The sequence below is a fragment of the Citricoccus nitrophenolicus genome (assembly GCF_047305825.1).
GTDB classification, from domain to species: domain Bacteria; phylum Actinomycetota; class Actinomycetes; order Actinomycetales; family Micrococcaceae; genus Citricoccus; species Citricoccus nitrophenolicus.
This window is the reverse complement of sequence record NZ_CP063070.1, coordinates 1,748,499-1,773,500: the sequence shown is the minus strand read 5'-3', so window position 1 is coordinate 1,773,500 and position 25,002 is coordinate 1,748,499. Positions and strand designations below refer to the sequence as shown.

19 protein-coding genes, 9 pseudogenes and 1 other annotated feature are annotated in these 25,002 nt (G+C 62.2%); of the genes and pseudogenes, 17 read left to right on the top strand and 11 right to left on the bottom strand.

The genetic code is table 11. From position 1 onward, the window contains the following. The first annotated feature begins 60 nt into the window (after positions 1-60). Positions 61-1,446, top strand: a complete 1,386-nt coding sequence (gene gabT / locus IMT31_RS08110) for a 4-aminobutyrate--2-oxoglutarate transaminase (RefSeq protein ID WP_413542385.1) — start codon at positions 61-63, stop codon at positions 1,444-1,446. A 602-nt stretch (positions 1,447-2,048) separates the two neighbouring features. On the opposite strand, the pseudogene IMT31_RS08105 reads toward gabT, so the two are convergent. Next, positions 2,049-2,355, bottom strand: a pseudogene (locus IMT31_RS08105) (transposase); the annotation flags it as partial. A 108-nt stretch (positions 2,356-2,463) separates the two neighbouring features. On the opposite strand from IMT31_RS08105, the pseudogene IMT31_RS08100 reads away from it, so the two are divergent. From IMT31_RS08100 to IMT31_RS08090, 3 genes and pseudogenes are all read left to right on the top strand, one after another. Continuing rightward, positions 2,464-2,919, top strand: a pseudogene (locus tag IMT31_RS08100) (transposase family protein); the annotation flags it as partial. 162 nt (positions 2,920-3,081) lie between these two features. Beyond that, positions 3,082-4,653: an IS21 family transposase gene (istA, locus tag IMT31_RS08095; RefSeq protein WP_413544391.1), complete on the top strand. Its 1,572-nt coding sequence runs from the start codon at positions 3,082-3,084 to the stop codon at positions 4,651-4,653. Then, complete coding sequence (locus tag IMT31_RS08090; RefSeq protein WP_413542384.1) at positions 4,650-5,120, top strand: ATP-binding protein; 471 nt, start codon at positions 4,650-4,652, stop codon at positions 5,118-5,120. The genes istA and IMT31_RS08090 overlap by 4 nt, the downstream gene beginning before the upstream one ends. Here the strand turns inward: IMT31_RS08090 and IMT31_RS08085 are convergent. Then, a pseudogene (locus IMT31_RS08085) lies at positions 5,075-5,398 on the bottom strand (integrase core domain-containing protein); the annotation flags it as partial. The gene IMT31_RS08090 and the pseudogene IMT31_RS08085 sit on opposite strands and share 46 nt — an antisense overlap. 241 nt (positions 5,399-5,639) lie before the next feature. Between IMT31_RS08085 and IMT31_RS08080 the strand changes: the two are divergent. Beyond that, positions 5,640-6,839, top strand: a complete 1,200-nt coding sequence (locus IMT31_RS08080; RefSeq protein WP_413544389.1) for an IS30 family transposase — start codon at positions 5,640-5,642, stop codon at positions 6,837-6,839. Here IMT31_RS08080 and IMT31_RS08075 read toward each other — a convergent pair. Beyond that, positions 6,736-7,464: an IS3 family transposase gene (locus IMT31_RS08075; RefSeq protein ID WP_413542370.1), complete on the bottom strand. Its 729-nt coding sequence runs from the start codon at positions 7,462-7,464 to the stop codon at positions 6,736-6,738. The genes IMT31_RS08080 and IMT31_RS08075 overlap by 104 nt on opposite strands. After that, positions 7,461-7,784, bottom strand: coding sequence for a transposase (locus IMT31_RS08070; RefSeq protein WP_413542369.1), 324 nt, complete (start codon positions 7,782-7,784; stop codon positions 7,461-7,463). Before IMT31_RS08070 ends, IMT31_RS08075 begins: the two co-directional genes overlap by 4 nt. A gap of 166 nt (positions 7,785-7,950) precedes the next feature. On the opposite strand from IMT31_RS08070, the pseudogene IMT31_RS08065 reads away from it, so the two are divergent. From IMT31_RS08065 to IMT31_RS08040, 6 genes and pseudogenes are all read left to right on the top strand, one after another. Beyond that, positions 7,951-8,877, top strand: a pseudogene (locus IMT31_RS08065) (ISL3 family transposase); the annotation flags it as partial. Positions 8,878-9,021: 144 nt separating this feature from the next. Then, positions 9,022-9,876, top strand: coding sequence for an FAD binding domain-containing protein (locus IMT31_RS08060; RefSeq protein WP_413542383.1), 855 nt, complete (start codon positions 9,022-9,024; stop codon positions 9,874-9,876). Further along, positions 9,873-10,058 (top strand): annotated as a pseudogene (locus tag IMT31_RS08055) (2Fe-2S iron-sulfur cluster-binding protein); the annotation flags it as partial. The gene IMT31_RS08060 and the pseudogene IMT31_RS08055, both read left to right, overlap by 4 nt. A gap of 48 nt (positions 10,059-10,106) precedes the next feature. Continuing rightward, a complete protein-coding gene (locus IMT31_RS08050) occupies positions 10,107-10,373 on the top strand; it encodes a (2Fe-2S)-binding protein (protein ID WP_413544390.1) in 267 nt (88 codons plus the stop codon). Further along, positions 10,366-12,816, top strand: coding sequence for a 2,6-dihydroxypyridine 3-hydroxylase subunit NdhC (ndhC, locus tag IMT31_RS08045; protein WP_413542382.1), 2,451 nt, complete (start codon positions 10,366-10,368; stop codon positions 12,814-12,816). The genes IMT31_RS08050 and ndhC overlap by 8 nt, the downstream gene beginning before the upstream one ends. Positions 12,817-12,891: 75 nt before the next feature. Next, complete coding sequence (locus IMT31_RS08040) at positions 12,892-14,217, top strand: (S)-6-hydroxynicotine oxidase (RefSeq protein ID WP_413542381.1); 1,326 nt, start codon at positions 12,892-12,894, stop codon at positions 14,215-14,217. A gap of 23 nt (positions 14,218-14,240) precedes the next feature. Here the strand turns inward: IMT31_RS08040 and IMT31_RS08035 are convergent. The 4 genes and pseudogenes from IMT31_RS08035 to IMT31_RS08020 form a co-directional block, all read right to left on the bottom strand. Next, positions 14,241-14,570 (bottom strand): annotated as a pseudogene (locus tag IMT31_RS08035) (transposase); the annotation flags it as partial. Positions 14,571-14,577: 7 nt separating this feature from the next. Continuing rightward, positions 14,578-16,143, bottom strand: a complete 1,566-nt coding sequence (locus tag IMT31_RS08030; RefSeq protein ID WP_413542380.1) for an IS1634 family transposase — start codon at positions 16,141-16,143, stop codon at positions 14,578-14,580. 99 nt (positions 16,144-16,242) lie between these two features. Beyond that, positions 16,243-17,061: pseudogene (locus IMT31_RS08025) on the bottom strand (transposase); the annotation flags it as partial. 24 nt (positions 17,062-17,085) lie between these two features. Beyond that, positions 17,086-17,406, bottom strand: a pseudogene (locus IMT31_RS08020) (integrase core domain-containing protein); the annotation flags it as partial. Positions 17,407-17,432: 26 nt separating this feature from the next. On the opposite strand from IMT31_RS08020, the gene IMT31_RS08015 reads away from it, so the two are divergent. After that, entirely contained in the window at positions 17,433-18,830 is a 1,398-nt protein-coding gene (locus IMT31_RS08015; protein WP_413542379.1) for an IS30 family transposase, read from the top strand. Here the strand turns inward: IMT31_RS08015 and IMT31_RS08010 are convergent. From IMT31_RS08010 to IMT31_RS08000, 3 genes and pseudogenes are all read right to left on the bottom strand, one after another. Continuing rightward, the gene (locus IMT31_RS08010; protein WP_413542378.1) at positions 18,727-19,455 is read right to left on the bottom strand and encodes an IS3 family transposase; all 729 of its coding nucleotides are present in this window, start codon (positions 19,453-19,455) and stop codon (positions 18,727-18,729) included. The genes IMT31_RS08015 and IMT31_RS08010 overlap by 104 nt on opposite strands. Further along, positions 19,393-19,494 (bottom strand) — a sequence feature (AL1L pseudoknot). It overlaps the preceding gene by 63 nt. Further along, complete coding sequence (locus IMT31_RS08005; protein WP_413542377.1) at positions 19,452-19,775, bottom strand: transposase; 324 nt, start codon at positions 19,773-19,775, stop codon at positions 19,452-19,454. It overlaps the preceding feature by 43 nt. The genes IMT31_RS08010 and IMT31_RS08005 overlap by 4 nt, the downstream gene beginning before the upstream one ends. Before the next feature lie 48 nt (positions 19,776-19,823). Continuing rightward, a pseudogene (locus IMT31_RS08000) lies at positions 19,824-20,150 on the bottom strand (transposase family protein); the annotation flags it as partial. Positions 20,151-20,773: 623 nt separating this feature from the next. On the opposite strand from IMT31_RS08000, the gene IMT31_RS07995 reads away from it, so the two are divergent. The 5 genes from IMT31_RS07995 to IMT31_RS07975 all read left to right on the top strand — a co-directional run bounded on the left by IMT31_RS07995 (position 20,774) and on the right by IMT31_RS07975 (position 24,972). Further along, entirely contained in the window at positions 20,774-20,923 is a 150-nt protein-coding gene (locus tag IMT31_RS07995; RefSeq protein ID WP_413542376.1) for a hypothetical protein, read from the top strand. Positions 20,924-20,925: 2 nt separating this feature from the next. Further along, entirely contained in the window at positions 20,926-22,374 is a 1,449-nt protein-coding gene (locus IMT31_RS07990; protein ID WP_413542375.1) for a cytosine permease, read from the top strand. A 410-nt stretch (positions 22,375-22,784) separates the two neighbouring features. Continuing rightward, positions 22,785-24,259, top strand: a protein-coding gene (locus IMT31_RS07985) for an IS3 family transposase (RefSeq protein ID WP_413542374.1) whose coding sequence is annotated in 2 segments (ribosomal slippage) — positions 22,785-23,154 and positions 23,154-24,259 — 1,476 coding nt in all. Because the reading frame shifts where the segments join, the coding sequence is not laid out codon by codon here. 33 nt (positions 24,260-24,292) lie between these two features. Next, the gene (locus IMT31_RS07980; protein ID WP_413542373.1) at positions 24,293-24,646 is read left to right on the top strand and encodes a DMT family transporter; all 354 of its coding nucleotides are present in this window, start codon (positions 24,293-24,295) and stop codon (positions 24,644-24,646) included. Next, a complete protein-coding gene (locus IMT31_RS07975; RefSeq protein ID WP_413542372.1) occupies positions 24,643-24,972 on the top strand; it encodes a DMT family transporter in 330 nt (109 codons plus the stop codon). The genes IMT31_RS07980 and IMT31_RS07975 overlap by 4 nt, the downstream gene beginning before the upstream one ends. Positions 24,973-25,002 lie beyond the last annotated feature (30 nt).

Here is a 25,002-nt window from a genome sequence, read left to right as displayed (position 1 = left end):
TGTCGGATTTGTAGACCGAGAGACCCTGCTTTTTCTCATCCCTGTGAAAGGCAAGCACGCATGGCCGTCGAACTTACCACCCCATCCGTCCTTCCGACTCTTGCAACACGCTTGTCCCAGCGTCGCGACTTAGTGACCGAGGTTCCCGGCCCCGAGTCTCGCAATTTGCATGATCGCCGTACCTCAGTGGTTCCGCGAGGAGTGATTTCCAGCCTTCCTGTGTATGCTGCCGACGCTGACGGGGGCATTATCCGCGACGTAGATGGGAACTCATTCGTCGACCTTGGCTCGGGCATAGCCGTCACCAACGTGGGAGCTTCGGCGCCAACAGTAGTAGCGGCCATCCGGGAACAGGCCGAGCACTTTACCCACACCTGTTTCATGGTCAGCCCTTACGAAAGCTACATCCGGGTCGCAGAAGAACTTGCTGAACTTACCCCGGGTAACCATGCCAAACGTAGCGTCCTATTCAACTCCGGTGCTGAAGCCGTAGAGAACGCCGTAAAAATTGCTCGCCTGACTACAGGCCGCCAGGCTGTTGTTGTCTTTGACCACGCCTACCATGGGCGGACTAACCTCACGATGGCTCTCACCGCCAAAACAATGCCTTACAAGAGTAATTTCGGACCATTTGCTCCAGAGATCTACCGGATGCCTATGAGCTACCCTTATCGCGAGGAGAATCCAAATCTGACAGGGGCGGAAGCGGCTCTACGTGCGATTGATCAGATTGAGAAGCAGATCGGCGCCGATTCCACGGCGGCAATCTTGATTGAGCCTATTCAAGGAGAGGGCGGCTTCATCGTCCCAGCACCGGGTTTCCTCCCAACTCTGGCCGATTGGGCACGGAGTAACGGTGTGGTATTCATCGCCGATGAGGTCCAGTCTGGCTTCTGTCGTACAGGGGCTTGGTTCGCATCTGAACACGAGGGCGTCGTCCCCGACCTGATCACAATGGCCAAGGGAATCGCCGGCGGTATGCCCCTGTCTGCGGTTACCGGACGGGCTGAACTGCTTGACGCTGTCCATCCCGGTGGGCTCGGGGGCACCTACGGTGGCAACCCGATAGCGTGCGCCGCCGCTTTGGCGAGTATCGATGTGATGCGGGAGCATGACCTCAGTGGTCGGGCTCGCGCCATTGAGGCACTAGTCATGGGCCGACTAAGAGCGCTATCTGACGATCTTGGCGGTGAGCAGGGTCCGATCGGCGATGTTCGTGGGCGTGGAGCAATGATTGCCCTCGAGCTTGTAAAGCCGGGTACGCGAAAACCCGACCCGGAAATCACTAAGGCCGTGGCAAGTGCCTGCCTAGCCGAGGGCGTTCTGCTCCTCACTTGTGGAACCTTCGGGAACGTCATTCGCCTCCTGCCTCCTTTGGTCATAGATGAGGAACTATTGCTGGACGGCCTCGACGTGCTTGAAGCCGCGATCCGTGCAGCCCACTGAGTTCGCCTCGCCCTGGCGCACCTAAAACTCCCACGGACAGCAAGCATGAGGAGCCATCGCGCTTTGATTCCAGTCAGACAGGTTTACCGCGTATGGGGGGTGGCCCTCGATCGGACAACCGGTAGGTAATTGATCCATGCGACCGACCCCTCGCAGCTCCAGGCCCTCTGTAGGGAATTTCCGCCAAGGACCGATCAGCGAAAGTATTATAAAATGAGAATAAAGCGAGATTCTATTGTACTCTCTTCCCGAGAATCTCAGGCCTTGGGCTCGAGTCTGAACTTTAGCCCGATCGAGAATCATTCGACGGGTGACATCTGCACGGGTGAGGTGCCTTCCTTGAATTGTCCATTTTGCTCTGGTCCAGAAACCGACTAAAGAGAGTCACGGTAGGACTATGAAGTCTCTGCAATCGCGGACCCTCCGCTCCTTAGCAAGCCGATAGTTCTATCCGATAAGATGAAAGTCGTTAACTCCAATCGTAGTGCTACTCATTGGTGAGTAAACGTTCAATTCGTCATGCAGAGTTCGTTGTGAAGTTACCTCCCCTCTCGGCGAGACTTCCTGACAACTCACGGCATCGGTGGCTTTTAAGGGGCTCTTCACAATTCAGGGTGTAGCCGGGGCCTGAATCCGCCGGACTCCAGGAGCGATCGGGCGATGTAGTTGGTGAGGTTCCTGAACCCGAGGGCTGACCCGCGGAGGTGTTTCAGCCGGCCGTTGATGGCCTCGGTGGGGCCCGTTGGAGGTTCCGGGCCGGTCGAAGCAGGCCAGGATGTCCGCCGTCCGCTTCTTCAAGGTCCGTCCCAGCGCGGCCAGCTCGGTGAACTTGGTCGGCACTGCTCGACCCAGCTTGGTGATCAGTGTCTGCATCATCTGCTTGCCCTTGGCCCTGTCGGACTCACGGTAGGGCTCTTCCCAGTTGAGCGTGGGGGTGTCGTGAGTCAAGGGGCTCGTGCCCTTGCTTGAGGATGGATTTTGCGAAGAATCTGCCCTCGATCACGAAGGACACGAGCCATGTCCCAGACTACGCACGACCGCTTGTCCCCGCGCGCCCACGCCACCGCCGAACCGGCTGTCCGCCTGGCAGCGTCGGTGGTGTTCAACCTCGCCGACTACACCGTCCACGACGCCGTCGACCTGCCGTTGGGCGGACGTCGGGTCGTGGTGGCCGCCGATGCCACCGAGGATGCCTGCCCGGGGTGCGGGGTGCTCTCCTCCCGGGTGCATCAGCGGGTCCGTCAGTCGGTGAAGGACATCCCCGTCGGCGGCACCTGCCTCGAGGTGATCGTCGTCAAGCCGCGCTTCGTGTGCGCCGAGACTGCTTGCCCACGAAGGACGTTCACCCAGGCCACGGAGCAGTTGCCGGCCCGGGCCCGGTGCACCACACGGCTGAAAGAAGCGGTCGTGGCGGCCGTGTTGGACTCCGGGCGGGCCACCGCCGAGGTCGCCGCTGACCACGGGGTCGCCTGGTGGATATTCGGAGTACTGAGGTCCACTCGTATTGAGGTTGGGAGCCGGGGGCCGGTTGACGCATTCGGCGTCTTCGGAGCCACCAATATTTTCGTTCGGAGCCACCTGCTTACGCTCCTTCCGCCGGGTGTAAAGGGCACCCGGCGGAAGGAGCAGTTCTCAATGGTAAGGAAGATCAAGGCCAAGCTCGTGCTGCAGTTGCGGGCCGAGGGCCTGTCCGGGCGGGCGATTGCGGCCTCCCAGCGGATCTCGCGGAACAGTGTGGCCGCGGTGCTGGAGGCCGCCGATTCGGCCGGTGTGGGCTGGGATGACATCAAGGATCGGCCGGAGGCCGAGGTGTACTCGATGGTGTTCCCCGGTCGCGGGGAACACGAGAGCGTCTACGCCCAGCCGGATTTCGAGAAGGTCCACAAGGAACTCGCCCGGGTCGGGGTGACGCTGAAGCTGCTCCACGGCGAATACCTCGACGCGTGCGCCGCCGGCGGGGAACCGGCGATGGGCTACGACCGGTTCTGCAAGTCCTATCAGCACCATGTGCTGGTGACCGGGCTGGCCTCGCGGGTCGGGCACAAGGCCGGGCAGACGGTGGAGGTCGACTGGTCCGGGCCGACGATGCAGCTGGCGGATGCGGCGACCGGGGAGCTGAGAACGGTGTACCTGTTCGTGGGGTGCCTGCCGTTCAGCCGGTATGCCTTCGTTGAGCCTGCCCTGGACATGAAGCAGGACACCTGGCTGCGGGCGCACGTGGCGATGTTCGAGGCCTTCGGCGGCTCGGTGCCCAGGGTCGTGCCGGACAACCTCAAGACCGGGGTGATCAAGCATCCGGCCGAGGGCGAGATCGTGCTCAACGACGCCTACCGCGAGATGGCCGCCCACTACTCAGCCGCCGTGCTGCCGGGACGGGTGAAGAAGCCGAAGGACAAGCCCAGTGTGGAGAACACCGTGTCCCACGTGGCCACCTGGGTCATCGCCGGACTCCGGGACCAGACGTTCACGACGCTGCCGGAGCTCAAGGCCGCGGTCACCGAGCGGGTGGCCGCCTACAACGCGGAGCCGTTCCAGAAACGCGCCGGTTCCCGGGCCAGCGCGTTCGCAGCCGAGGAGAAGCCCCTGCTGCGGCCACTGCCGGCGGTGCCCTATGAAATCAACCGGTGGATCAACGGACGCCGGGTCGCCAAGAACGGCCACATCACCTTCGGGAAGAACTTCTACTCCGTCCCATATACCCACGTCGGGGCCAAGGTCGACCTGCGCCTGACGGACACCCTGCTCGAGGTCTACCGCGGCCATGAGCGGCTGACCAGTCACCTGCTGGCCCCGGAGAACGTGGTCAACGAATACCGCACCCATGACGCCGACCTGCCAGCCGGACCCGGCTACCGGCAGTGGGACCCGGACCGGGTACGGGACTGGGCCACACGCATCGGCCCGAGCGCGGTGACCGTCGTGGAGCGGATCTTCGAGTCCGTGCCGGTCGCCGAGCAGGGCCTGGACCCGGCCCTGGCCGTGCTGCGGCTGACTCGCCGCTACTCCGGAGAGCGGGTGGAGGCGGCCTGCCGGCTCGCCGTGGCCGGCCGGGTCCGGTCGCCGCGCTACGCGCACCTGCGCCCGATCCTGGAGACCGGACAGGACAAGACCCCCGCTGCGGATAGGCCACCGGGAGCCGGGACGGCCGAGGAGTCCGGTGGGTACGTGCGCGGGGCCGCCTACTACGCGGCAGGAGGCACCCGATGAGCCGGATCGATACCGAGACCAAGCGCAAATTGCGCGAGATGGGAGCGGCCGCCCTGCTGGAGGCCCTGGAGGCTCAGGACGAGACCCTGGTGATGGGACTGGGCTTCGAGGACAAGATCCGGCTGGCCGTGGACGAGGCCCACAGTTCGTTCACCCACGCCAAGGTCGAGGGCCTGATCCGCCGGGCCGGGCTGCGCTACCCCAACGCCGATTTGCGCCGACTGGACCTGCTCACCGAACGCGGCCTGGACCAGGGCGTGATCGCCCAGCTGGGCACCTGCTCGTTCATCGACCGCCAGCAGAACGTGGTGTTCCAGGGCTTCACCGGCTCCGGGAAGTCCTACCTCGGGTGCGCGCTGGCCAAGCAGGCCTGCCAGCACCGGATCCGGGTGAATCGCCCTGGGTTTGATGGAGACTCGTTCTATTGGATTCCGACCAGGGCCTGGTCGGTCCGTTTCGTAGCGTAGAGCGTTTCCTCGAACTCTGCTGGCGGCACGTCATTCAGATAGCCGTGCAGGCGGGTCTGGTTGTGCCAGTGGACCCAGCTGAGGGTGGCGAGCTCGACGTCCTCGACGGTCTTCCACGGGCGGCCCTCACGGGCCGGGCCACGGATCAGCTCGGCCTTGTAGTAGCCATTCACCGTCTCGGCCAGGGCATTGTCATAGCTATCGCCCACGGTGCCGATCGAGGGCACCGCACCAATCTCGGCCAGCCGCTCCCCATAGCGAATGGACGTGAATTGGGCGGATTCAATCGGTCGTCGCAACGCTCTGATCTGAGGAGTGCTGATGGGGCGTCCAGCGGGATGGTTGAAGGAGTTGACGGGGCGGAGTCCGATGATCTCGCCTGGGCATCCGGGAACGCGGCGCAGTATCGAGCGCGCGTTCTGGAAGCACGTCGTGGCGGGTGCGTCGTCCGAGGACGCTGCCATTTTGGTGGGGGTGTCGGCGGCGGTCGGTGCGCGGTGGTTCCGGCAGGGTGGCGGCATGCCCACGATCACGCTCACCGAGCCGGGCGGCCGGTATCTCTCGTTCGCTGAGCGGGAGGAGATCGCGCTCTTGAAGGCGCAACACCACGGGGTTCGAGAGATCGCGCGCAGGGTGGGGCGTGACCCGGGGACGATCTCCCGGGAGTTGCGTCGGAACGCGGCGACGCGGGGCGGGAAGCTGGAGTACCGGGCCTCGGTCGCGCAGTGGAAGACGGAGCTGATGGCGCGTCGCCCGAAGCCCGCGAAGCTCGTCACGAACGACCGACTGCGCGAGTATGTGCAGGACCGGCTCGACGGCAGTGTGCGGCTGCCGGACGGGACGGTGGTCGACGGTCCCGAGGTACCGGCGTGGCAGGGACGGAATAAGCCACACCGGCAGGACCGGCGCTGGTCGACGGCGTGGAGCCCGCAGCAGATCTCGAAGCGGCTCGAGGTCGAGTTCCCCGATGATGAGAGCATGCGCATCAGCCACGAAGCGATCTACCAGTCGCTGTTCATCGAGGGACGCGGTGCGCTCAAGCGCGAGCTCGTCGCCGCCCTGCGAACCGGGCGGGCGCTGCGCAAGCCCCGAGCCCGGTCGCAGAACAAGCCCCAGGCGCATGTCACCGCGGACGTGGTGATCTCCGAACGCCCCGCAGAGGCTGCTGATCGCGCGATCCCTGGGCATTGGGAGGGGGACCTGATCATCGGGACGAACCGATCCGCGATCGGCACGCTCGTCGAACGCTCCAGCCGCTCCACGCTGCTGGTGCACCTGCCACGCCTCGAGGGCTACGGTGAGCAGCCGCGCACGAAACACGGGCCAGCGCTCAGCGGATACGGAGCCGTCGCAATGAACACCGCGCTGACGAGGTCGCTGACCACGCTCCCGGAGCAGCTCCGCAAGACGCTCACCTGGGACCGCGGGAAGGAGCTCTCTGAGCATGCGCAGCTCGTCCTCGAGACCGGCACGAAGGTGTTCTTCGCGGACCCGCACTCCCCTTGGCAGCGACCCACGAACGAGAACACCAACGGGCTGCTCCGCCAGTACTTCCCGAAGGGCACCGACCTGTCCCGGTGGACCGCCGACGACCTCGCCGCAGTCGCCTACACGCTCAACAACAGGCCACGCAAAGCCCTCGACTGGAAAACACCAGCAGAAGTCTTCGCCGAGCAGCTACAGTCGATCCAACAACCCGGTGTTGCGACGACCGATTGAATCCGCCTTGAACGCCTCGGTCTGAGTGGTGGACCAGCCGTCCGTCCCGCAGGCTGGCGTCGGTGCTCAGCAGCGCGTGCTCCAGGGCTTGCAGCGGCAGGGACTGTGTGTGCAGCGTGGCCGCCACGGACCAGCCGACGATCTTACGGGTGCAGGCATCGGTGATGAACGCGACGTAGCAGAACCCGGTCAGGATCCGCACGTAGGTGATGTCAGCGACCCACAGCCGGTTCGGTGACTGCGCGGCGAACTGGCGCTTCACCAGATCGGGACGGTGATCCGGCTCGACGGCGGGACGAGTCGTGACCGGCTTGCGTCCGCGCCGCACGCCCTGCAGGCCGGCGGCCTTCATCAGCCGGGCGACCTGGTCACGGCCCACCTCCCAGCCGGCCCGGCGCATGGCATGCCACATCTTGCGGTACCCGTAGACGGCGTAGTTCTCGGCGTGGATCCGCCGCAGTTCCTCGGTCAGGACCGCATCGCGCAGGCTGCGCTCAGAGACCGGACGGGTCTTCGCGGCCCGGTAGCCGCGGGAGGTGATGAACCCACACTCCGTCGCACCCAGGGTGCGACAGATGGCCTCGACCCCGAAACGATCCTTGTGTTCGTCGATGAACCGGATCATCTCGTCGTGGGGCGGTCGAGTTCCGCGGCGAAAAACGCCGAGGCCTTCTTCAGGATCTCGTTGGCACGTCTGGTCTCGGCCAGCTCCCGGCGCAGCTGCCGGTTCTCTTCCTCCAGACTCGCGCTAGTGGGCACGGCCACCGAGGTGAGGTCGGACGCTTCCGCCCGGCGGCACCAGTTCCGCAGGGTCTCCGGGCCGCAACCCAGGGACTGTGCCACGACGCGGATCGAGGCCGCTCTGGGACCGCCTTCAGCAGCTTGGCGATCGAGCACCATCCGGACCGCCCGGTCGCGGAACTCAGGGGTGAACTTCTTGGGCATGTACCGATTCTCCTTCGTGAGACTCGGAACGAAACCCAGTGCGCTTCAACGGCCACTAGAAAACCCATCGAGGGCCGGTGGCTCCCACCCGGGTGGCCGCCGGCTCTCAACGGCAATAACCCTGGCTCCGAACCGCAATAATCAGTGGCTCCCAGAGGTACGAATACTCACCTGGGGCACCGTGAACACCGCGGTCCTGGACCAGACCCTCGAGCTGCCCACGGTGGACCAGGTGCCGGTGCGGGCCCTGGGGATCGATGAGCACCGGCTCGCCACCGCGAAGTGGTTCAAGAACCCCGACACCGCGGTGTGGTGCCGGGTCGAGCCCTGGATGAGCACCTTCGTGGACGCGAACACCGGCCACGTCCTCGGCGTCGTTGACGGCCGGTCCTCCCGCAACGTCACCGCCTGGCTGCGGGCCCGCTCTCAGGCGTGGCTGGACCGGTTGGAGGTGGTGGCGATCGATCCCTCGGCCACCTTCCGCAACGCGATCCGCCAGGTGCTGCCCGCGGTGGACATCAGCGTCGACCACTTCCACCTGGTCAAGCTCGGCAACCAGATGCTCACCGACGTACGCCAACGCGCAATCCGCGAGGTGCTGGGACGGCGGGGCCGGAAACAGGACGCCGTGTGGGCGCACCGGATGCTGCTACTGAGGGCCGGGGACCGCCTCACCGAGGCCGGACTCCACCAACTCGGGGACGTCCTCGACGAGCCCGCCTATGAGCAGGTCGCCGCGGCCTGGGCGGTCAAGGAACACCTCCGGCAGATCCTGAACGCCCCGAGCATCGCCAAGGCCCAGAACGCCAGGATCGACTTCGAGCTGGCCGTCGCCGCCGCCGACCTGCCAGAAGCCGACAGGCTCTCGCTGACGGTGGCCAACTGGTGGGTGGAGATCAAGGTGTTCATCCGCACCCAGGTCACCAATGCCCGGACCGAGGCCGCGAACACGGCCATCAAGCAGATCAAACGCACCGGGCGTGGCTACCGCAACCAGACCAACTACCAGTCACGTATCCTGGGACGGAGCTTCCGGCGGACACGCCGACGCTCCCAAATCCACCCTCGAGCAGGACACCACGCTCAAGTGTGAAGAGCCCCCAAACGACCGAATCACCGAACAGTGAGCCAAGTCGAGTTATACACACTTCTACAAAGATCACGGAAGACTTGTACTTCAATGCTATGCAGAATCCCTCTGGGCGTAAGAGAGGATGTAAGCCAATCGAGGGAGTGAATGATGAAACTACCTGCTCTTAAATACACGGCGCCGACTTCGGTTGAGGAAGCCTGCGACCTACTGGCAGCCGATGAAGACGCCAAAATCATTGCTGCGGGCCAGAGCCTTATACCTATTATGGCGATGCGCTTAGCCAGACCATCGGTCCTTATAGACCTCGCGCGAATCCCTGGTTTGACCGACATAGATGAAGTCGGCGATTACGTTCGCCTCGGGTCTATGGTCACTCACGCAAACATTCTAAACTCACCTGTAGTCGCGAGGAACTTGCCGATGATGGCCGAGGCGGGAAGAAACATCGCGCATGCTCAAGTTCGAAACCGCGGGACTATTGGCGGTTCCGTGGCACATGGTGACGCCGCCGGTGAGTGGCCCCTTGTATTGCTTGCTCTCGATGGCATGGTGGAGGTGCAAAGCGTGCGGGGTAGACGCACAATCGATGCCGACGACCTGTTTATCGGACCATTCATGACCACCATTGCCGATGATGAGGTCCTTACCGATATATGGATACCGTCGCGACGAGCCGGGTGGGGCTACGGTGAATTTGCCAGGCGCCTAGGCGACTACGGCATTGTCAATGTTGCGGTCGCTCTGTCCACTGACGGGATTGACACACCCCATGCCAGGGTGACGATCGGAGCAGCAGTCGGCAAAGTTCAAAGGATTCCAGTGGCTGAAGAGATCCTCAATGGGGCCGAATTTGCGCCTGATCTGGCTGACGAGGCTTCCATGGCTGGAGCAGAGTCCCTCTCGTACATCTCGGACATGCACGGCTCAGCAGAGTATCGGCGTGGCTTAGCGCGAGAACTAATCCGTCGCACCATTGTTGAAGCAGGAGTACGCACGTGACAACATCCTCGTCCTCAGACCGCGTTGAAATAGACGTAGAAGTAAACGGCGTTCGCAGCACGAATACTGTGAAGGCTCGCGAGACCTTGGCTGACCATCTGCGAGATGATCATCACGTCCGGGGCGTTAAAGTGGGTTGCGAACATGGCGTCTGTGGGGCCTGCACGGTACTACTAGATGGAGCACCGGTTACGTCATGCTTAGTACTCGCTGCCCAGGGCGATGGACGCATGATTCAGACTGTCGAGAGCCTATCTCCGGCGGGTACGCTTAACCCACTCCAGGAAGCATTCAAGAAACATCACGCCTTACAATGCGGTTTTTGTACCGCTGGATTTCTTATATCTGCCACAAAATTACTCGAGCAGAACCCCAACCCTTCCCGAATTGAAGTTATCGAAGCCCTGTCCGGAAATTTATGTCGATGCACCGGCTATCAGACGATTGTTGATGCCGTCCTGGAGGCAGCTGAAATGATTGGAAATAACAATGGATAATCCACACTTCAATTCCCCTCCCATAACGAGAAACTTGGTTGGGCGGCGGTTGCCACGTACTGAGGACGCGAAGCTCTTGACTGGCCGAGGCAGATACCTTAACGACATCAATGTTGAAGGCCAATTGCATGCATGCTTAGTGCGCAGTCCTGCGGCGCACGCTCGGATCATCGACATCGACACTGCAGCTGCTTCAGAACTACCTGGCGTCCACTTAGTGTGGACCGCCACCGACGTAGAACCGCATTGTGCCGGTATCGAAGCGCAATACAGTGCTGACGGATGTGAAGCAATGACGATGCCCTTGCTGGCCAAGCACGTGGTGCGATACGTAGGTGAGCCAGTGGTTTTGGTATTGGCAGATTCGCGCGCCGTAGCAGAAGACGCATGTGACCTGGTCAATCTCGAGCTCGAGGCGCTCGAGGCCGTACTCGACCCACTTTCGTCAATTAAGGGTGGTCCGGTTGCCAATGGAGAACGTCCTGACAACGTCGGTATCCGGGGGCGGGAAACGTTCGGTAACATCGACGAAGCGTTCAAAGATGCAGAGCATGTTGTATCTGCTCTCTTCCATTCCGGCCGGGTGGCAGCCGCGCCCATGGAAACGCGGGGCTGCCTAGCCCATTATGACTGGGCAGACGATCGACTGCGGCTCTGGGCCTCGACACAGATGCCCCACTTCTTGAAGCTAACTCTGAGCCTTAACCTAGGCTTTGCTGAATCGCGGTGTGAAATCATATCTCCAGATACGGGTGGTGGCTTCGGACAGAAAGCCCATGTCTTTCCTGAAGATCTGCTGATGCCCCTAGCGTCCAGGCACCTAAAGAGACCAGTTAAGTGGGTCGAAGACCGCCGCGAAAACCTATTATCTGGGTCGCACGCGCACGAACAATTCGTCACCATCCAATACGCAGCTAATTCAGATGGAAAAATCACCGGCGTGCGGACACATGCTCTGGTCGACGGAGGTGCATACCACATGCCACCGCAAACGATGGCCGTCGAAAGTTGGTGTACTGCTGCTGTCACACCGACTGGGGTATACGACATCCCAGCGGCAGAATACGTCTACGAGGGAGCCGTGACGAACAAATGTCCCATGGGCGCCTATCGCGGCGTGGGTTACATGGCCGGTACATTGGCTCGGGAAAGTCTCATGGACGATTTGGCCCGCCGCCTCAATGTGTCTCCGTTTGAAGTTAGACGACAGAATGTTGTCAAGGAGTTCCCCTGGACCAATCCTCAAGGAATTGAGTATGAAGAAGGCTCCTGGGAAGCAACGATTAATACTCTGGAAGAGATGGTCGATTATCCAGCTTTTCTGGAGCGCCAGGCTGCCGCGCGCAAGGAAGGGCGCTATCTTGGACTCGGAATTAGCGTGTTTGTGGAAAGCAGCGGCGAAAGCTCCGGCATGCTAAAGGGTCACGGAATCCAGGAAATTTATCATGATACTGCGACAGTCAAAATGGACTCTACGGGATCAGTTACTGTTTCTGTCGGCGTTAATTCTCAAGGTCAGGGCCATGAAACGACTCTCGCACAAATGGCTGCTGATGTTCTAGGTATACCTTTTGACTGGATCAGCGTCGATCCAGGAACCTCCACCAAGAATGCATACGGAAGTGGAACTATTGGAAGCCGAGTAGCAGTCATTGCTGGAGGGTGCGTAAATCGGGCGGCATCGGCAATCAAGGAGAAGATTGTTGCGGTGGCGGCCCATATGCTCGAGTCATCTGAGGAGGACATCGTTTTGGAAGACGGGGTTGCCTCCGTGATCGGGGCCCCTGATTCTAAAGTGGATATATCCGAGGTGGCCATGGCAGCTTACTGGGACGAGTCGCAGTGGCCGGCCGGCTTTGAACCTGGCTTGGAATTTACTAAATCTTGGGACACCTCCCGACCTATGTTCTCGAACGGCGGGCACGCGATGATCGTAGAACTAGACCCCGTCACCGGGTTTGTTACAGTCGAGAAGGTGTTCTCCGTGGAAGACTGTGGCGTGATGATTAATCCAACAATCGTCGAAGGCCAAATTCGCGGGGGAGTCGTCCAGGGGATTGGTCTGGGTCTTTTTGAGGAACTGGTTTACGACAAGTCCGGAAATTTGTCGACCACATCATTCTTGGACTACCAGACGCCAACAATGGACGTATCACCCACCTTCGAAATTCGCCACCTTGAGACACCGTCGAAGTTCTCGGCCTCCGGTGTAAGGGGCATGGGTGAGTCGGGACTTATCGCTGCACCAGCTGCAGTATTGAACGCCGTCAACGACGCTCTATCACCATTTGGGACGGCCTTGCACGAGCTCCCAGCCTCACCCGAGAGGGTACTTCGCGCCACCCAAGGTATAGATGACTCGGGAACGCCCGAGGATTGGGCGGACCTGTGGCATCGGGCCGGAGTGGCTCCTGTCGACCCTGGGTCAATGGAACTCGCGTAAGCAGTTATATTGTGGTTTATCACGCACATGAATAGTTGAAGGTCTCTATGCGAATAAGCGCAAAGGAGGGTTGCTATGCCTTATGATGCCATTATAATTGGTGCAGGATTTAGTGGATTGAAGGCAGCTCGAGATTTGGCGGACGCTGGTCGAAGGGTGCTATTGCTTGAAGGGGGAGCGCGCCTCGGGGGGAGGGCCTACACTCGGCAATCTGCAGCGAGGGTTGACCTCGAGGTGGAAGTGGGGGGCGCATACCTGCATCGAGAGCATCATCCGAGGCTGGCGGCCGAGCTGGACAGGTACAGCACCCCAACTAAGGAAGCGACGGAGCTGACCTCATTCAGGCATCAACTTGGGGAAGACGCGTTGAATCAAGCCTTCCCAATCCCAAGTTCCGAAGCGGTCGCCTTAGAAGCGGCCATCTATACGATGCTTCGGGACGCGCACAGGATCGACCTGGAGAAGGGTCTGGCGAACGAGGGCCTCGAAGACCTTGATATCCCCTTGGTCGACTACGTTGACGCTCTTCAATTGGGGCCAGTGAGTAGACAATTTCTGCTTGCGTGGTCGTGGAATATGTTGGGGCAACCAGTCAGTGAGGCATCCGCTCTTTGGGCCCTACAACTCGTGGCGGCTCATCACTACAGTTTGCTCGGCGTAGTCCTATCACTCAATGAAGTATTTGCGAATGGTACTAACGACCTCGTTTCCGCAATGATACAGGATATTCCCGAATACAGATTAGAGTCGGTTGTTACCGAGATAGATCAGTCGGGAGATATAGTTCGCGTGGGCGTTCAGAGCGGAGAGTTCCTTGAAGCGCATTCTGTGATTCTCGCGACCCCGTTGAATACCTGGCGGAGAATCGCGTTCACGCCGCCCCTTCCTGAAACACGACGAGCAGTGATACAGGAGGGGCATGGTTGTCGAGCGCTTAAGCTGCTCATCCATGTACGCGGGGCAGACGCTGGAGTTCAATGCATCGGAGATGGAGTATTCCCGACACTCTATGACTATTGTGAGGTGTCCGCAGACGAGCGACTTCTCGTCGCTTTCACCGATTCTAGCTCGTTCGATCCGACTGACCCGCGGGCGTTGGAAGACGCGGTGCATCATTACTTGCCGGAAGTCGAAGTCCTGGGAGTGGACTACCATGATTGGCTTGCAGATCCACTCTTCGAAGGTCCCTGGGTATCCCCGCGAGTGGGCCAGGTGAGCCGAGTGCATAAGGAACTGGGCGCACCCTTTGGGCGAGTACATTTCGTAGGGTCGGACGTGTCACTATCGTTCCCTGCTTATATTGAAGGTGCGTTTGAGACCGCTGAACGTGCAGTCGAAACTATCTTGGGAACACCGGCCAGCGTCAAGGGGCATTTGGACTCCGGAGGAGTGAGAGTGTGAGGCCCAGGAGCATTATGGGCTCTTCACACTTGAGCGTGGTGTCCTGCTCGAGGGTGGATTTGGGAGCGTCGGCGTGTCCGCCGGAAGCTCCGTCCCAGGATACGTGACTGGTAGTTGGTCTGGTTGCGGTAGCCACGCCCGGTGCGTTTGATCTGCTTGATGGCCGTGTTCGCGGCCTCGGTCCGGGCATTGGTGACCCGGGTGCGGATGAACACCTTGATCTCCACCCACCAGTTCGCCACCGTCAGCGAGAGCCTGTCGGCTTCTGGCAGGTCGGCGGCGGCGACGGCCAGCTCGAAGTCGATCCTGGCGTTCTGGGCCTTGGCGATGCTCGGGGCGTTCACCTGACTTCTATCACCGTTAGTGCGGTCCGATCTCAGCCGGATTGATCTGCAGTGCCTCGAGAATCGCTTGGGCATCAGCAGTAAGGGCGGCGGGAACGGCGATGGTCTCCCCGCGGACCTGCAACACGGCCTCGCGTAGTGGTTGCAGGGTCTGGACGACCTTCTTGATGCTCATCCCCGTGGCCGTCTGGATGTAGCGGCCTACGGCCAGGGCGCAGAACACCATGGTCAGGTGCGCTTCGATCGATTCCCGGGTCCGATGGAAGATCGGCCGGGCCCTCAGATCGGACTTCGCCATCCGGAACGAGGCCTCGACCTCGAACAACGAGTGATACGCGGCCACCACCTCGGCCCCGGAGAGCACCTCCATCGGCGCCGAGGTGATATACCCCTTGAGTCCGAAGAGCTGCTCGGCAGCACGGGCGGCCTCGTAGTCGACCTTCAACGATTTGGGTCCACCACCGGTGAGGAACCGTGCCTTGCGCGGCTGCTTGCGCCCGGCAGCGATGTCCTCAGCGCGCTGTAGCTGTAGGGTCTGGGTCCGCCGGTCGCGGTGTTCCCGGGCCAGCCGGTACTGCCAGACGGCCCTGCGTCGGGAGGAGACGACCCCGCGCTTGAGTTCGGTGGTGGCTTCCAGGACCTGCCCGTCGGTGAAGTTGTTCCCCATGGCCAGTCGCTCGGCCAGATCGTAGGGTGCCTTCGAGGTCCTGGACCCGACGATGTACTGGTACCCGGCTTCCTCCAGGGCCTCAAGGTTGGCCCTGGAGAGCATCCCGGCATCGGCCACGACCAGCATGTCTGTGACCTGGTGGCGGGTCCGGAAGGCATCCAGCACCGGGATCAAGGTCAGCGTCTCGGCCTTGGAACCTTCGAAGCAGTGGATCTCCAGCGGGAACCCTGTCTTGTCGACCAGCAGGCCGATGACGATCTGCGGGTCGACGCGTCGTTCCTTGGAGAAGCCGACCTTGCGGGTCTCGTCCTCCTCGTCGGTCTCGAAATACAGGGTGGTCACGTCGTACAAGCAGACGCTCACGGCCCCGTCTCCGGCAGCGAACCCGTAGGCGGTGGTGCACGCGGCGTCCCGCCACTTGGATTGCTGATGTCGGGCCAGGTGGCGCCACATCGTGGCCTCGCCGGGGACCTCGGCCACGTCCATCTCGGCCAGCATCCGCAGCGTGGCCGTCTTCGAAGCCGGGGAGATCACCCGGCCCAACACCAACGATCGGAACACTTCCGAATCAATGGCCTGGTGGAAGCCGATCCGGTCATAGACCGTCCCGAGGACTTCCCAGAGCAGCCGGGGCCGGGACCCCACCGTCCGGGCACTACCGACCACGACCGGGGCTGGCTTCGGCTTCTTCGTCCTGGCCCGCGGTGGGGCCGGGGCCGGCACCAGTCCGTCGAGATCGAAGGCTGGCTGGCCGGCGGCAACCCGCTCCAGAGCCAGGTGCTCCAGGAGCGCCAGCTCACCATCGTCGTGGGCTGAGCCGAGGTGCTCGAGGATCTCGCGGCGCCCGTTGCGGTACTGCACCAGCTGCACCGCTGTGGCCCCCGAGGCCGTCTTCACCCGCCGAATCTGCACCCCTCCACCATAGATTTAGTGCGGTCCCAAGCCGAGCCCACCCCCGCAAACAAGCCGATCCGAGCTCGCCGAGCCCAAAAATCGGCTCAGGTGATAGAAGTCAGGTTCTGGCAGGTCGGCGGCGGCGACGGCCAGCTCGAAGTCGATCCTGGCGTTCTGGGCCTTGGCGATGCTCGGGGCGTTCAGGATCTGCCGGAGGTGTTCCTTGACCGCCCAGGCCGCGGCGACCTGCTCATAGGCGGGCTCGTCGAGGACGTCCCCGAGTTGGTGGAGTCCGGCCTCGGTGAGGCGGTCCCCGGCCCTCAGTAGCAGCATCCGGTGCGCCCACACGGCGTCCTGTTTCCGGCCCCGCCGTCCCAGCACCTCGCGGATTGCGCGTTGGCGTACGTCGGTGAGCATCTGGTTGCCGAGCTTGACCAGGTGGAAGTGGTCGACGCTGATGTCCACCGCGGGCAGCACCTGGCGGATCGCGTTGCGGAAGGTGGCCGAGGGATCGATCGCCACCACCTCCAACCGGTCCAGCCACGCCTGAGAGCGGGCCCGCAGCCAGGCGGTGACGTTGCGGGAGGACCGGCCGTCAACGACGCCGAGGACGTGGCCGGTGTTCGCGTCCACGAAGGTGCTCATCCAGGGCTCGACCCGGCACCACACCGCGGTGTCGGGGTTCTTGAACCACTTCGCGGTGGCGAGCCGGTGCTCATCGATCCCCAGGGCCCGCACCGGCACCTGGTCCACCGTGGGCAGCTCGAGGGTCTGGTCCAGGACCGCGGTGTTCACGGTGCCCCAGGCGACCCCGTGGTCAGCGGCGACCTCGGCGGTGGCCCGCCCGGAGTCCAACACGGCCGCCACGACCGCTTCTTTCAGCCGTGTGGTGCACCGGGCCTGGGCCGGCAACTGCTCCGTGGCCTGGGTGAATGAAGCGCACTGGGTTTCGTTCCGTGGTTAGACCACCGCGGGCGCGATCGTCAGGTGTTGAGTGTATGAGGCTTCGACTTCTGCCGGGGTTCGGTAGTCGAGGTTCTCGTGCAGCCGTCGGGTGTTCCACCACTGCACCCAGTCCAACGTGGCCATCTCCACGGCCGTGACCGAGGGCCAGACCCGACGGGTGTGGATGATCTCCGCCTTGTAGAGGCCATTTACGGCTTCGGCCAAGGCGTTGTCATACGAATCCCCGACGGACCCGACCGACGCGGTGACATCGTAGGCGGCCAGAGTGTCGGTGTAGGCCAGGCTGACGTATTGGCCGTATTCAACCGGTCGTCGCAACACCGACTTCTTGGAGGTGTTCGATGGGTGTCAAGGAGAAGCAGAAACGGGTCCAGGCCTACCGGGGGCAGATCGTGTCTCCGGGCCGGCCGACGGTGGCCTGGCGTGAGGATCGGGTGCGGTTCTGGGCGGCGATCGCCCGTGGGGAGAAGACCTCGACGGCGGGGGCGGCAGCCGGGGTCTCCGAGCCGGTCGCGCACCGCTGGTTCCGGCATGCTGGCGGAGTGAATCCCTGCCTGGCCCCGACGGTATCGGGGCGTTACCTGTCATCAGCTGAGCGTGAGGACATTGCCCTGTGGCGGGCCCAGGGCCAGGGGGCGCGGGAGATCGCCCGCCGCCTGGGCCGGTCCGCCTCGACAATCTCCCGAGAGCTGCGCCGCAACGCCTCCACGCGCACCTATCGACTGGAGTACAAGGCCTCCACGGCGCAGTGGCATGCCGAACGCCGGGCACGCCGTCCCAAGGTCGCCAAGCTGGTCACCCATCACCGGCTGCGCCAGTACGTCCAGGAACGGCTCAACGGTGCGGTCTGCGCCACCGACGGGCGAGTCGTTGGCCCGGTCGGACCGGTGTGGGACGGTAAGAACAAGCCCCACCGCGGGGACCGGGCCTGGGTGCGCGGGTGGAGTCCGGAGCAGATCGCCCGCAGGCTGCCGCTGGACTTCCCTGACGACCCCTCGATGCGGATCAGCGCCGAGGCGATCTACCAGGCCCTCTACATCGAGAACCGTGGTGGCCTGGAGCGGAGTCTGTCCTGGTGCCTGCGCCGGGGCCGGACCAAGAGGATGCCCCGGGCCCGGACCCGCCAGCAGGCGTGGGCCCACGTCACCGAGCAGACCCTGATCTCCAACCGGCCCGAGGAGGTCGCCGACCGTGAGGTCCCCGGCCACTGGGAGGGTGATCTCATTATCGGGCTCAAACGCTCAGCGGTGGCCACCCTGGTCGAGCGCACCACCCGGTACGCGATGCTGGTCCACCTGCCCCGGCTGCCCGGCTACGGCCAGATCCCACCCACGAAGAACGGCCCGGCCCTGGCCGGCTACGGGGCCCTGACCATGAAGGACGCCCTCGCCAAGGCATTCACCCCGCTGCCGACCGGGCTGCGCCGGTCATTGACCTGGGACCGCGGCAAGGAACTCTCGGCACATGCCCTGTTCACCGCCCAGACCGGCGTGGCCGTCTACTTCGCCGACCCCAAGAGCCCCTGGCAACGCGGCAGCAACGAGCACCTCAACGGGCTGCTGCGCCAGTACCTGCCCAAGGGCACCGACCTCGCCCGCTGGGACGCCAACGAGATCGCCGCCGTGGCCCACGCCATCAACACCAGGCCCCGACGCATCCTCGACTGGCGCACCCCCGCCGAGGCCTTCGAAGAACAGCTACGATCGGCCCCACAGCACACTGTTGCGACGACCGGTTGAATACGGCTTGAACGCCTCGGTCTGAGTGGTGGACCAGCCGCCCGTCCCGCAGGCTGGCGTCGGTGCTCAGCAGCGCGTGCTCCAGGGCTTGCAGCGACAGCGACTGCGTGTGCAGCGTGGCCGCCACGGACCAGCCGACGATCTTACGGGTGCAGGCATCGGTGATGAACGCGACGTAGCAGAAGCCGGCCATGATCCGCACGTACGTGATGTCAGCGACCCACAGCTGGTGGGGTGCTTGTGCGGCGAACTGGCGCTTCACCAAGTCGGGACGGTGATCCGGCTCGACGGCGGGACGAGTCGTGACCGGCTTGCGTCCGCGCCGCACGCCCTGCAGGCCGGCGGCCTTCATCAGACGGGCCACCTGATCACGGCCCACCTCCCAGCCGGCCCGGCGCATGGCATGCCACATCTTGCGGTACCCGTAGACGGCGTAGTTCTCGGCGTGGATCCGCCGCAGTTCCTCGGTCAGGACCGCATCGCGCAGGCTCCGCGCCGGGACCGGACGGGTCTTCGCGGCGCGGTAGCCGCGGGAGGTGATGAACCCACACTGCGTCGCACCCAGGGTGCGGCAGATGGCCTCGACCCCGAAACGATCCTTGTGCTCGTCGATGAACCGGATCATCTCGTCGTGGGGCGGTCGAGCTCCGCTGCGAAAAAAGCCGAGGCCTTCTTGAGGATCTCGTTGGCGCGGCGGGTCTCGGCCAGCTCGCGGCGCAGCTGCCGGTTCTCTTCCTCCAGATCCGCCCCGCCGCTCAGGGCCACCACAGCCGGGCCGGACGACTCCGCCCGGCGGCACCAGTTCCGCAGGGTCTCGGGGCCACAGCCCAGGGACTGGGCCACGACGCGGATCGAGGCGGCTCTGGGCCCACCTTCCGCGGCTTGTCGGTCGAGGACCATTCGCACCGCTCGGTCGCGGAACTCAGGGGTGAACTTCTTGGGCATGTACCGCTTCTCCTTCGTGAGACTCGGAACGAAACCCAGTGCGCTTCAGAACGTCCTTCGTGGGCAAGCAGTCTCGGCGCACACGAAGCGCGGCTTGACGACGATCACCTCGAGGCAGGTGCCGCCGACGGGGATGTCCTTCACCGACTGACGGACCCGCTGATGCACCCGGGAGGAGAGCACCCCGCACCCCGGGCAGGCATCCTCGGTGGCATCGGCGGCCACCACGACCCGACGTCCGCCCAACGGCAGGTCGACGGCGTCGTGGACGGTGTAGTCGGCGAGGTTGAACACCACCGACGCTGCCAGGCGGACAGCCGGTTCGGCGGTGGCGTGGGCGCGCGGGGACAAGCGGTCGTGCGTAGTCTGGGACATGGCTCGTGTCCTTCGTGATCGAGGGCAGATTCTTCGCAAAATCCATCCTCAAGCAAGGGCACGAGCCCCTTGACTCACGACACCCCCACGCTCAACTGGGAAGAGCCGGTTAAGGGCGGCGCCTCCGTCAGATGTTGAGCGCATGAAGCCTCCACTTGGACCGGAACCCGGTAGCCGAAGGTCTCGTACAGACGCCGGGTGGTCAACAGCTGTACCTCTCGGGCGCAGGCCTTTGATACCGATGTAAGAGAACGGCAATATCATTTTACAAACGGACGATTGAAGGCGTGAGATATTCGGCCTAGTGTGATGTAGATCAATTGCGAGTCATAAGGGCGTTGACCCAAATGTGCCTGGCGTATTTTTAGTTCTCCCCCGGGAACCGCAGTCGTTCAATTCATTGGTAAATACAGACCTGGTCCCAGGTATTGTTCGTGACCTTGAAAAGAAGGCGATGATGAATGCGATCATTGACTTTTATGTCCCGAATGTCTTGTAGGTGCACAACGCACGGATAAAGCTGGTCGCTTTAGGCGACATTTCGGCCCGTGAGTAGTGGGCGTACAGCTTCCTAAATAATTGAATGCTTCGCAGAACAGTTTATCGAAGTGAAAGGATCGAGAATGCATGATTCAAGTGAGCAGGTGTTGGTAGCCGTTGAGGAGCATGCCGCAGCGGTCGGCCCCTACGGTGGAGCCGAGTTCTTCTGGCTGCTCGTTTTCACCCTCGTCCTACCTGCGTTGATGCTGGTCATCGCGTATGTGGTGATGTGACCATGGCGCAGCGAATTGGCACTGGCAGCGGGGTAACGGTCGCGCGCCCGACGACACCGGGACAGCGAAACTGGACCAAGCTGGTCACTCTAGGCCTCGCGGCCTCCACCGCGGTAGCGACTTGGTGCTTCCTGCTGGGAGGGTATGTGGCTGCCTACCTACCGGCTGTGCCTGGCATGCTGACGATGGTGGCGGGAGGACTCATAGGCATCCTTGTTATTTTTCTCGCATTGGTGCCAATTTCGACCCGATATGGTGTGGAGTCCATCATGTCGATCAAGCCAGTTCTGGGGCAGTGGGGACCATGGATCGTGGTCGGTATAGCAGGATTTATTCTGATCGGCTGGAACAGTGTCCTGCTCATTTTCATGGGACGGGCAGCGGCGGAAGTCCTGGTCACAACCGGGTTGGCACCGGATGCTTCCCGCCATGGAATCATGGTCGTTTCTGCATTGGTGGGTATCGCATTTATCTGGTGGGTCCTCCGCAAGGGACCCTCTCGAATGACCAGGATCGGCTTTTGGATTGCCGCCGTGGTCGTTGTAATGGCTTTCTGGATTCTCTTCAGCCTAGTTGCGAATATTGGCTGGGAGCCCATCATTTCTGCCCCGGCGCTTGCGCCCGTTGAGACTGATCACGGGAACCTGGCCGTGGGTGCAGAAATGCTGATTGCCGTGTCATTGTCGTGGTGGCCCTATGTGGGCGGGATTACGCAGAACTTATCATCCACCCGGAAGGCTATGAATCCGGTTCTGCTAGGGCTGTGCTTGCCACTCTCATTAATTTCCGTTATTGGTTTGTTTGCTGCTTTAGTATTCCCTGAGTCTGGGGGGGATCCCACCAGCTATATCATTGAACTTAGTGGCCCGGTTATCGGTATTCCGATCCTCATCTTTATTATCTGCGCGAATATCTCCACCGTAATGATCGGTGTCTACAGTTTGTCTCTCGGTGTCCGGCAGGCGACCGGGCTCAAAAAGGAGCTTCCATGGAAGACTGTCCTCGCGGTCTCGCTGGTGCCTGTCGTCTTTATCGTCGCACTTGTCCCGAACCTCTTGTTCGATCACATCAGTACGGTAAACGCCATAGTGGGCCTCATTTTGGCACCGATCTGCGGAGTGCAGATCGTTGACTACTTCATCCTTCGTAGACAATTCGTTTCAGTTCGCGCTATCTACTCAACTGCACACGATTCTGTCTATCGGTTCTGGGGAGGGTTGAATTGGTGGGCAGTTTTGGCGCTGGCGTTGGGCTTCGCCACGTCTCTCTCTCTTCTCAATCCGATCACCTACGAATATCGCGCGCCCTTCGAGTTCCTGACTTCCAGCCTGCCTGCGGCTGTTGTTGCAGGAGGTTTTCACTGGGTGTTCACGAAGCTGATTGTCCAGCCTGCAGGCAAAGGTGGCTACGCAGGACTCAAGGAATTGGCTGTGGATCATCGCAGTTCATAGCTTCCATCCGCTCGACGTCCGCGAATCACGCGCGGGCGTCGAGCGAAAGGGCTCCTACGTGTGAAAGCACGGCGTTCACACGCAGAAAGGTCTGGTCCGATCTTCGGGTCAAGTGAGGCAGGCATCGATTGTTCTGTTGCGCAGACTCTGAGTTTGAGCGTTTGATCGATGGGCTGCGGTTGAGCGAGTGCGCCGGCGTGAATGTGTGCCGCTCGTTGCCACCTGAGTTATGCAATACAGATGGCTTCGTTGCCTTTACTTTTGCTGCTTGATAGTCGTGCAAGGGCTGGAAGCGGAGCAGTTTATTGAGTGTCCATTTGACCGTTGACGGAGCCCTCTGTGTCAACCTTGAGTGAGACACCCGGATGGTCGGGTTCTGTGTCGTAGAGGGCGGGGAGGAGTTCCCTGGTATGAGTATGACGATGACGTCACCGGCCCGGTTGGGGCAGTCTGGTGGCATGGACGAGGTCCCGGATCCGCAAGTACCCGAGAAGGCGCGTCGGCGCACGTACACGGCAAGGTACAAGGCCCAGATCCTGGCCGAGTACGAGGCGTGTGACCGCGAGGGCAAGGGCGCCTTGCTGCGTCGGGAGGGCCTGTACACCTCGCTGATCAGTTCCTGGCGGGACCAGCGCGACAAGGGGGCGCTGCAGGCGCTGGGCAGGGCCTCGGGGGCGGAGCCGGCCAACGCCGAGCAGAAGGAGGCGGTCCGGTTGCGCCGGGAGAACGAGAAGCTCACCACCGAGCTGGCCAAGGCGCGGGAGGTCATCGCGATCCAGGGAAAACTCTCGGCGCTGTTGGACCAGCTCTCGACCGACAGCAGCAAGCACAGGCCCGAGCGATGATCGACGAGACGATCACCGAGCTCACGCCCCTGGTCGGGGTCAAGGCCGCTTGCGCCGCGGTGGGCAGGTCCCGGGCCACCCACTACCGCCACCACCGCACCACGCCGGCACCTGAGCGTCCGGCCCGGGAGCCGAAACCTCAGCCGCGGGCGTTGTCCGAGGCCGAGCAGGCCCGGGTGCTGGCCGTGCTGCGCTCGGAGCGGTTCGTGGACATGGCCCCGGCCGAGAGCCACGCCGTGCTGCTGGACGAGGGCACCTACCTGTGCTCGGTCTCCACCATGTACCGGCTGCTACGCCGGACCGGAGAGGTCCGCGAACGACGGGCCCAGGCCACCCACCCGGCCCGTACCAAGCCCGAGCTCGTCGCGCACGAGCCGAATGAATGCTGGTCCTGGGACATCACGAAATTGCGCGGGCCGGCGAAGTGGACGTACTACTACCTGTACTCGATCATCGACATCTTCTCCCGATACACGGTCGGATGGATGGTCGCCACCGGGGAGTCCGCGGCCCTGGCCGAGCGGCTGCTGGCTGAGACCATCGCCAAGCAAGGCGTGGACCGGGACCAGCTGACCATCCATGCCGACAACGGCTCCTCGATGGCCTCCAAGCCGGTCGCGTTCCTGCTGGCCGATCTCGGGGTCACCAAGTCCCACTCCCGGCCGCACGTCTCGAACGATAATCCCTACTCGGAAGCGCAATTCAAGACCTTGAAGTACCGGCCCGAGTTCCCCGCGCAGTTCGGTTCCCTCGAGCAGGCCCGGGCCTTCTGCGCCGAGTTCTACCGCTGGTACAACCTCGAGCACCGCCACTCCGGGATCGCGATGCATACACCGTTCGACGTCCATCACGGCCGGGCCGCCATGGTGCAGGACCACCGTGCCCAGGTGCTCACCAGCGCCTACGCCGCCCACCCCGAACGCTTCGTCCGCCACCGGCCAGTACCGCAAGATCTGCCCGGAACCGCGTGGATCAACCAGCCCATCCCACAGGAGAACCAGCCCGCACCGACAAACTCAACAATTCAGCTCAGCAACTGACCCAACAAGGTTGACAGGTTCCGGAGGCGCGGAGTGAAGAAGTGGCTGTACCTAGGCGGTGCGATTATCGCGGAGGTCGGCGCCACTATCGCGCTTAAAGCCGCCCTTGAAGTGCCAGTCTTGTACCTGTTGGTTGTCTCTGGCTACATCTCTGCCTTTGGTCTGCTGGCAGTTTGTCTACGTGCGGGTATGACCATCAGTGTTGCCTACGGAGCGTGGGGAGCGGGTGGAATTGTGGCAACCGCATTGCTGGCCGCAGCGATTTTTGGTGAACCCCTCACGTGGACAATGGGCCTCGGAATTGTGATCATTCTAGCGGGCATCATCACTGTCGAGTCCGGGACGCAAAAGGCTCAGAAGGCTCGGACTGGAGAGGACTTGGCGTGATTTGGGTCTTTCTGGGTTTAGCCATTCTGACTGAGCTAGCAGCAACACTGTCGTTGCGCGCCTCGGATGGCTTGAAAAGGAAGCCGTGGTTGATTATTATCGTGCCGGGCTATGTTTCGGCTTTTGGTTTTCTCAGTTTAGCTTTATCTGAAGGGCTTTCGCTGGGTATTGGATACGGAATATGGGTGGCCTGCGGTGTTGCGCTTACAGCAGTATTTGCTCGTATCGTTTTTGGCGAGCCCCTGACTTTGCCCATAGCCTTAGGAATCCTGCTCATCGCAGTGGGAGTGCTCATTGTTCAGACAGGAACCGATGCAACGGTTTAATGGTCTTTCCTTGATCAACTGAGTTGACAG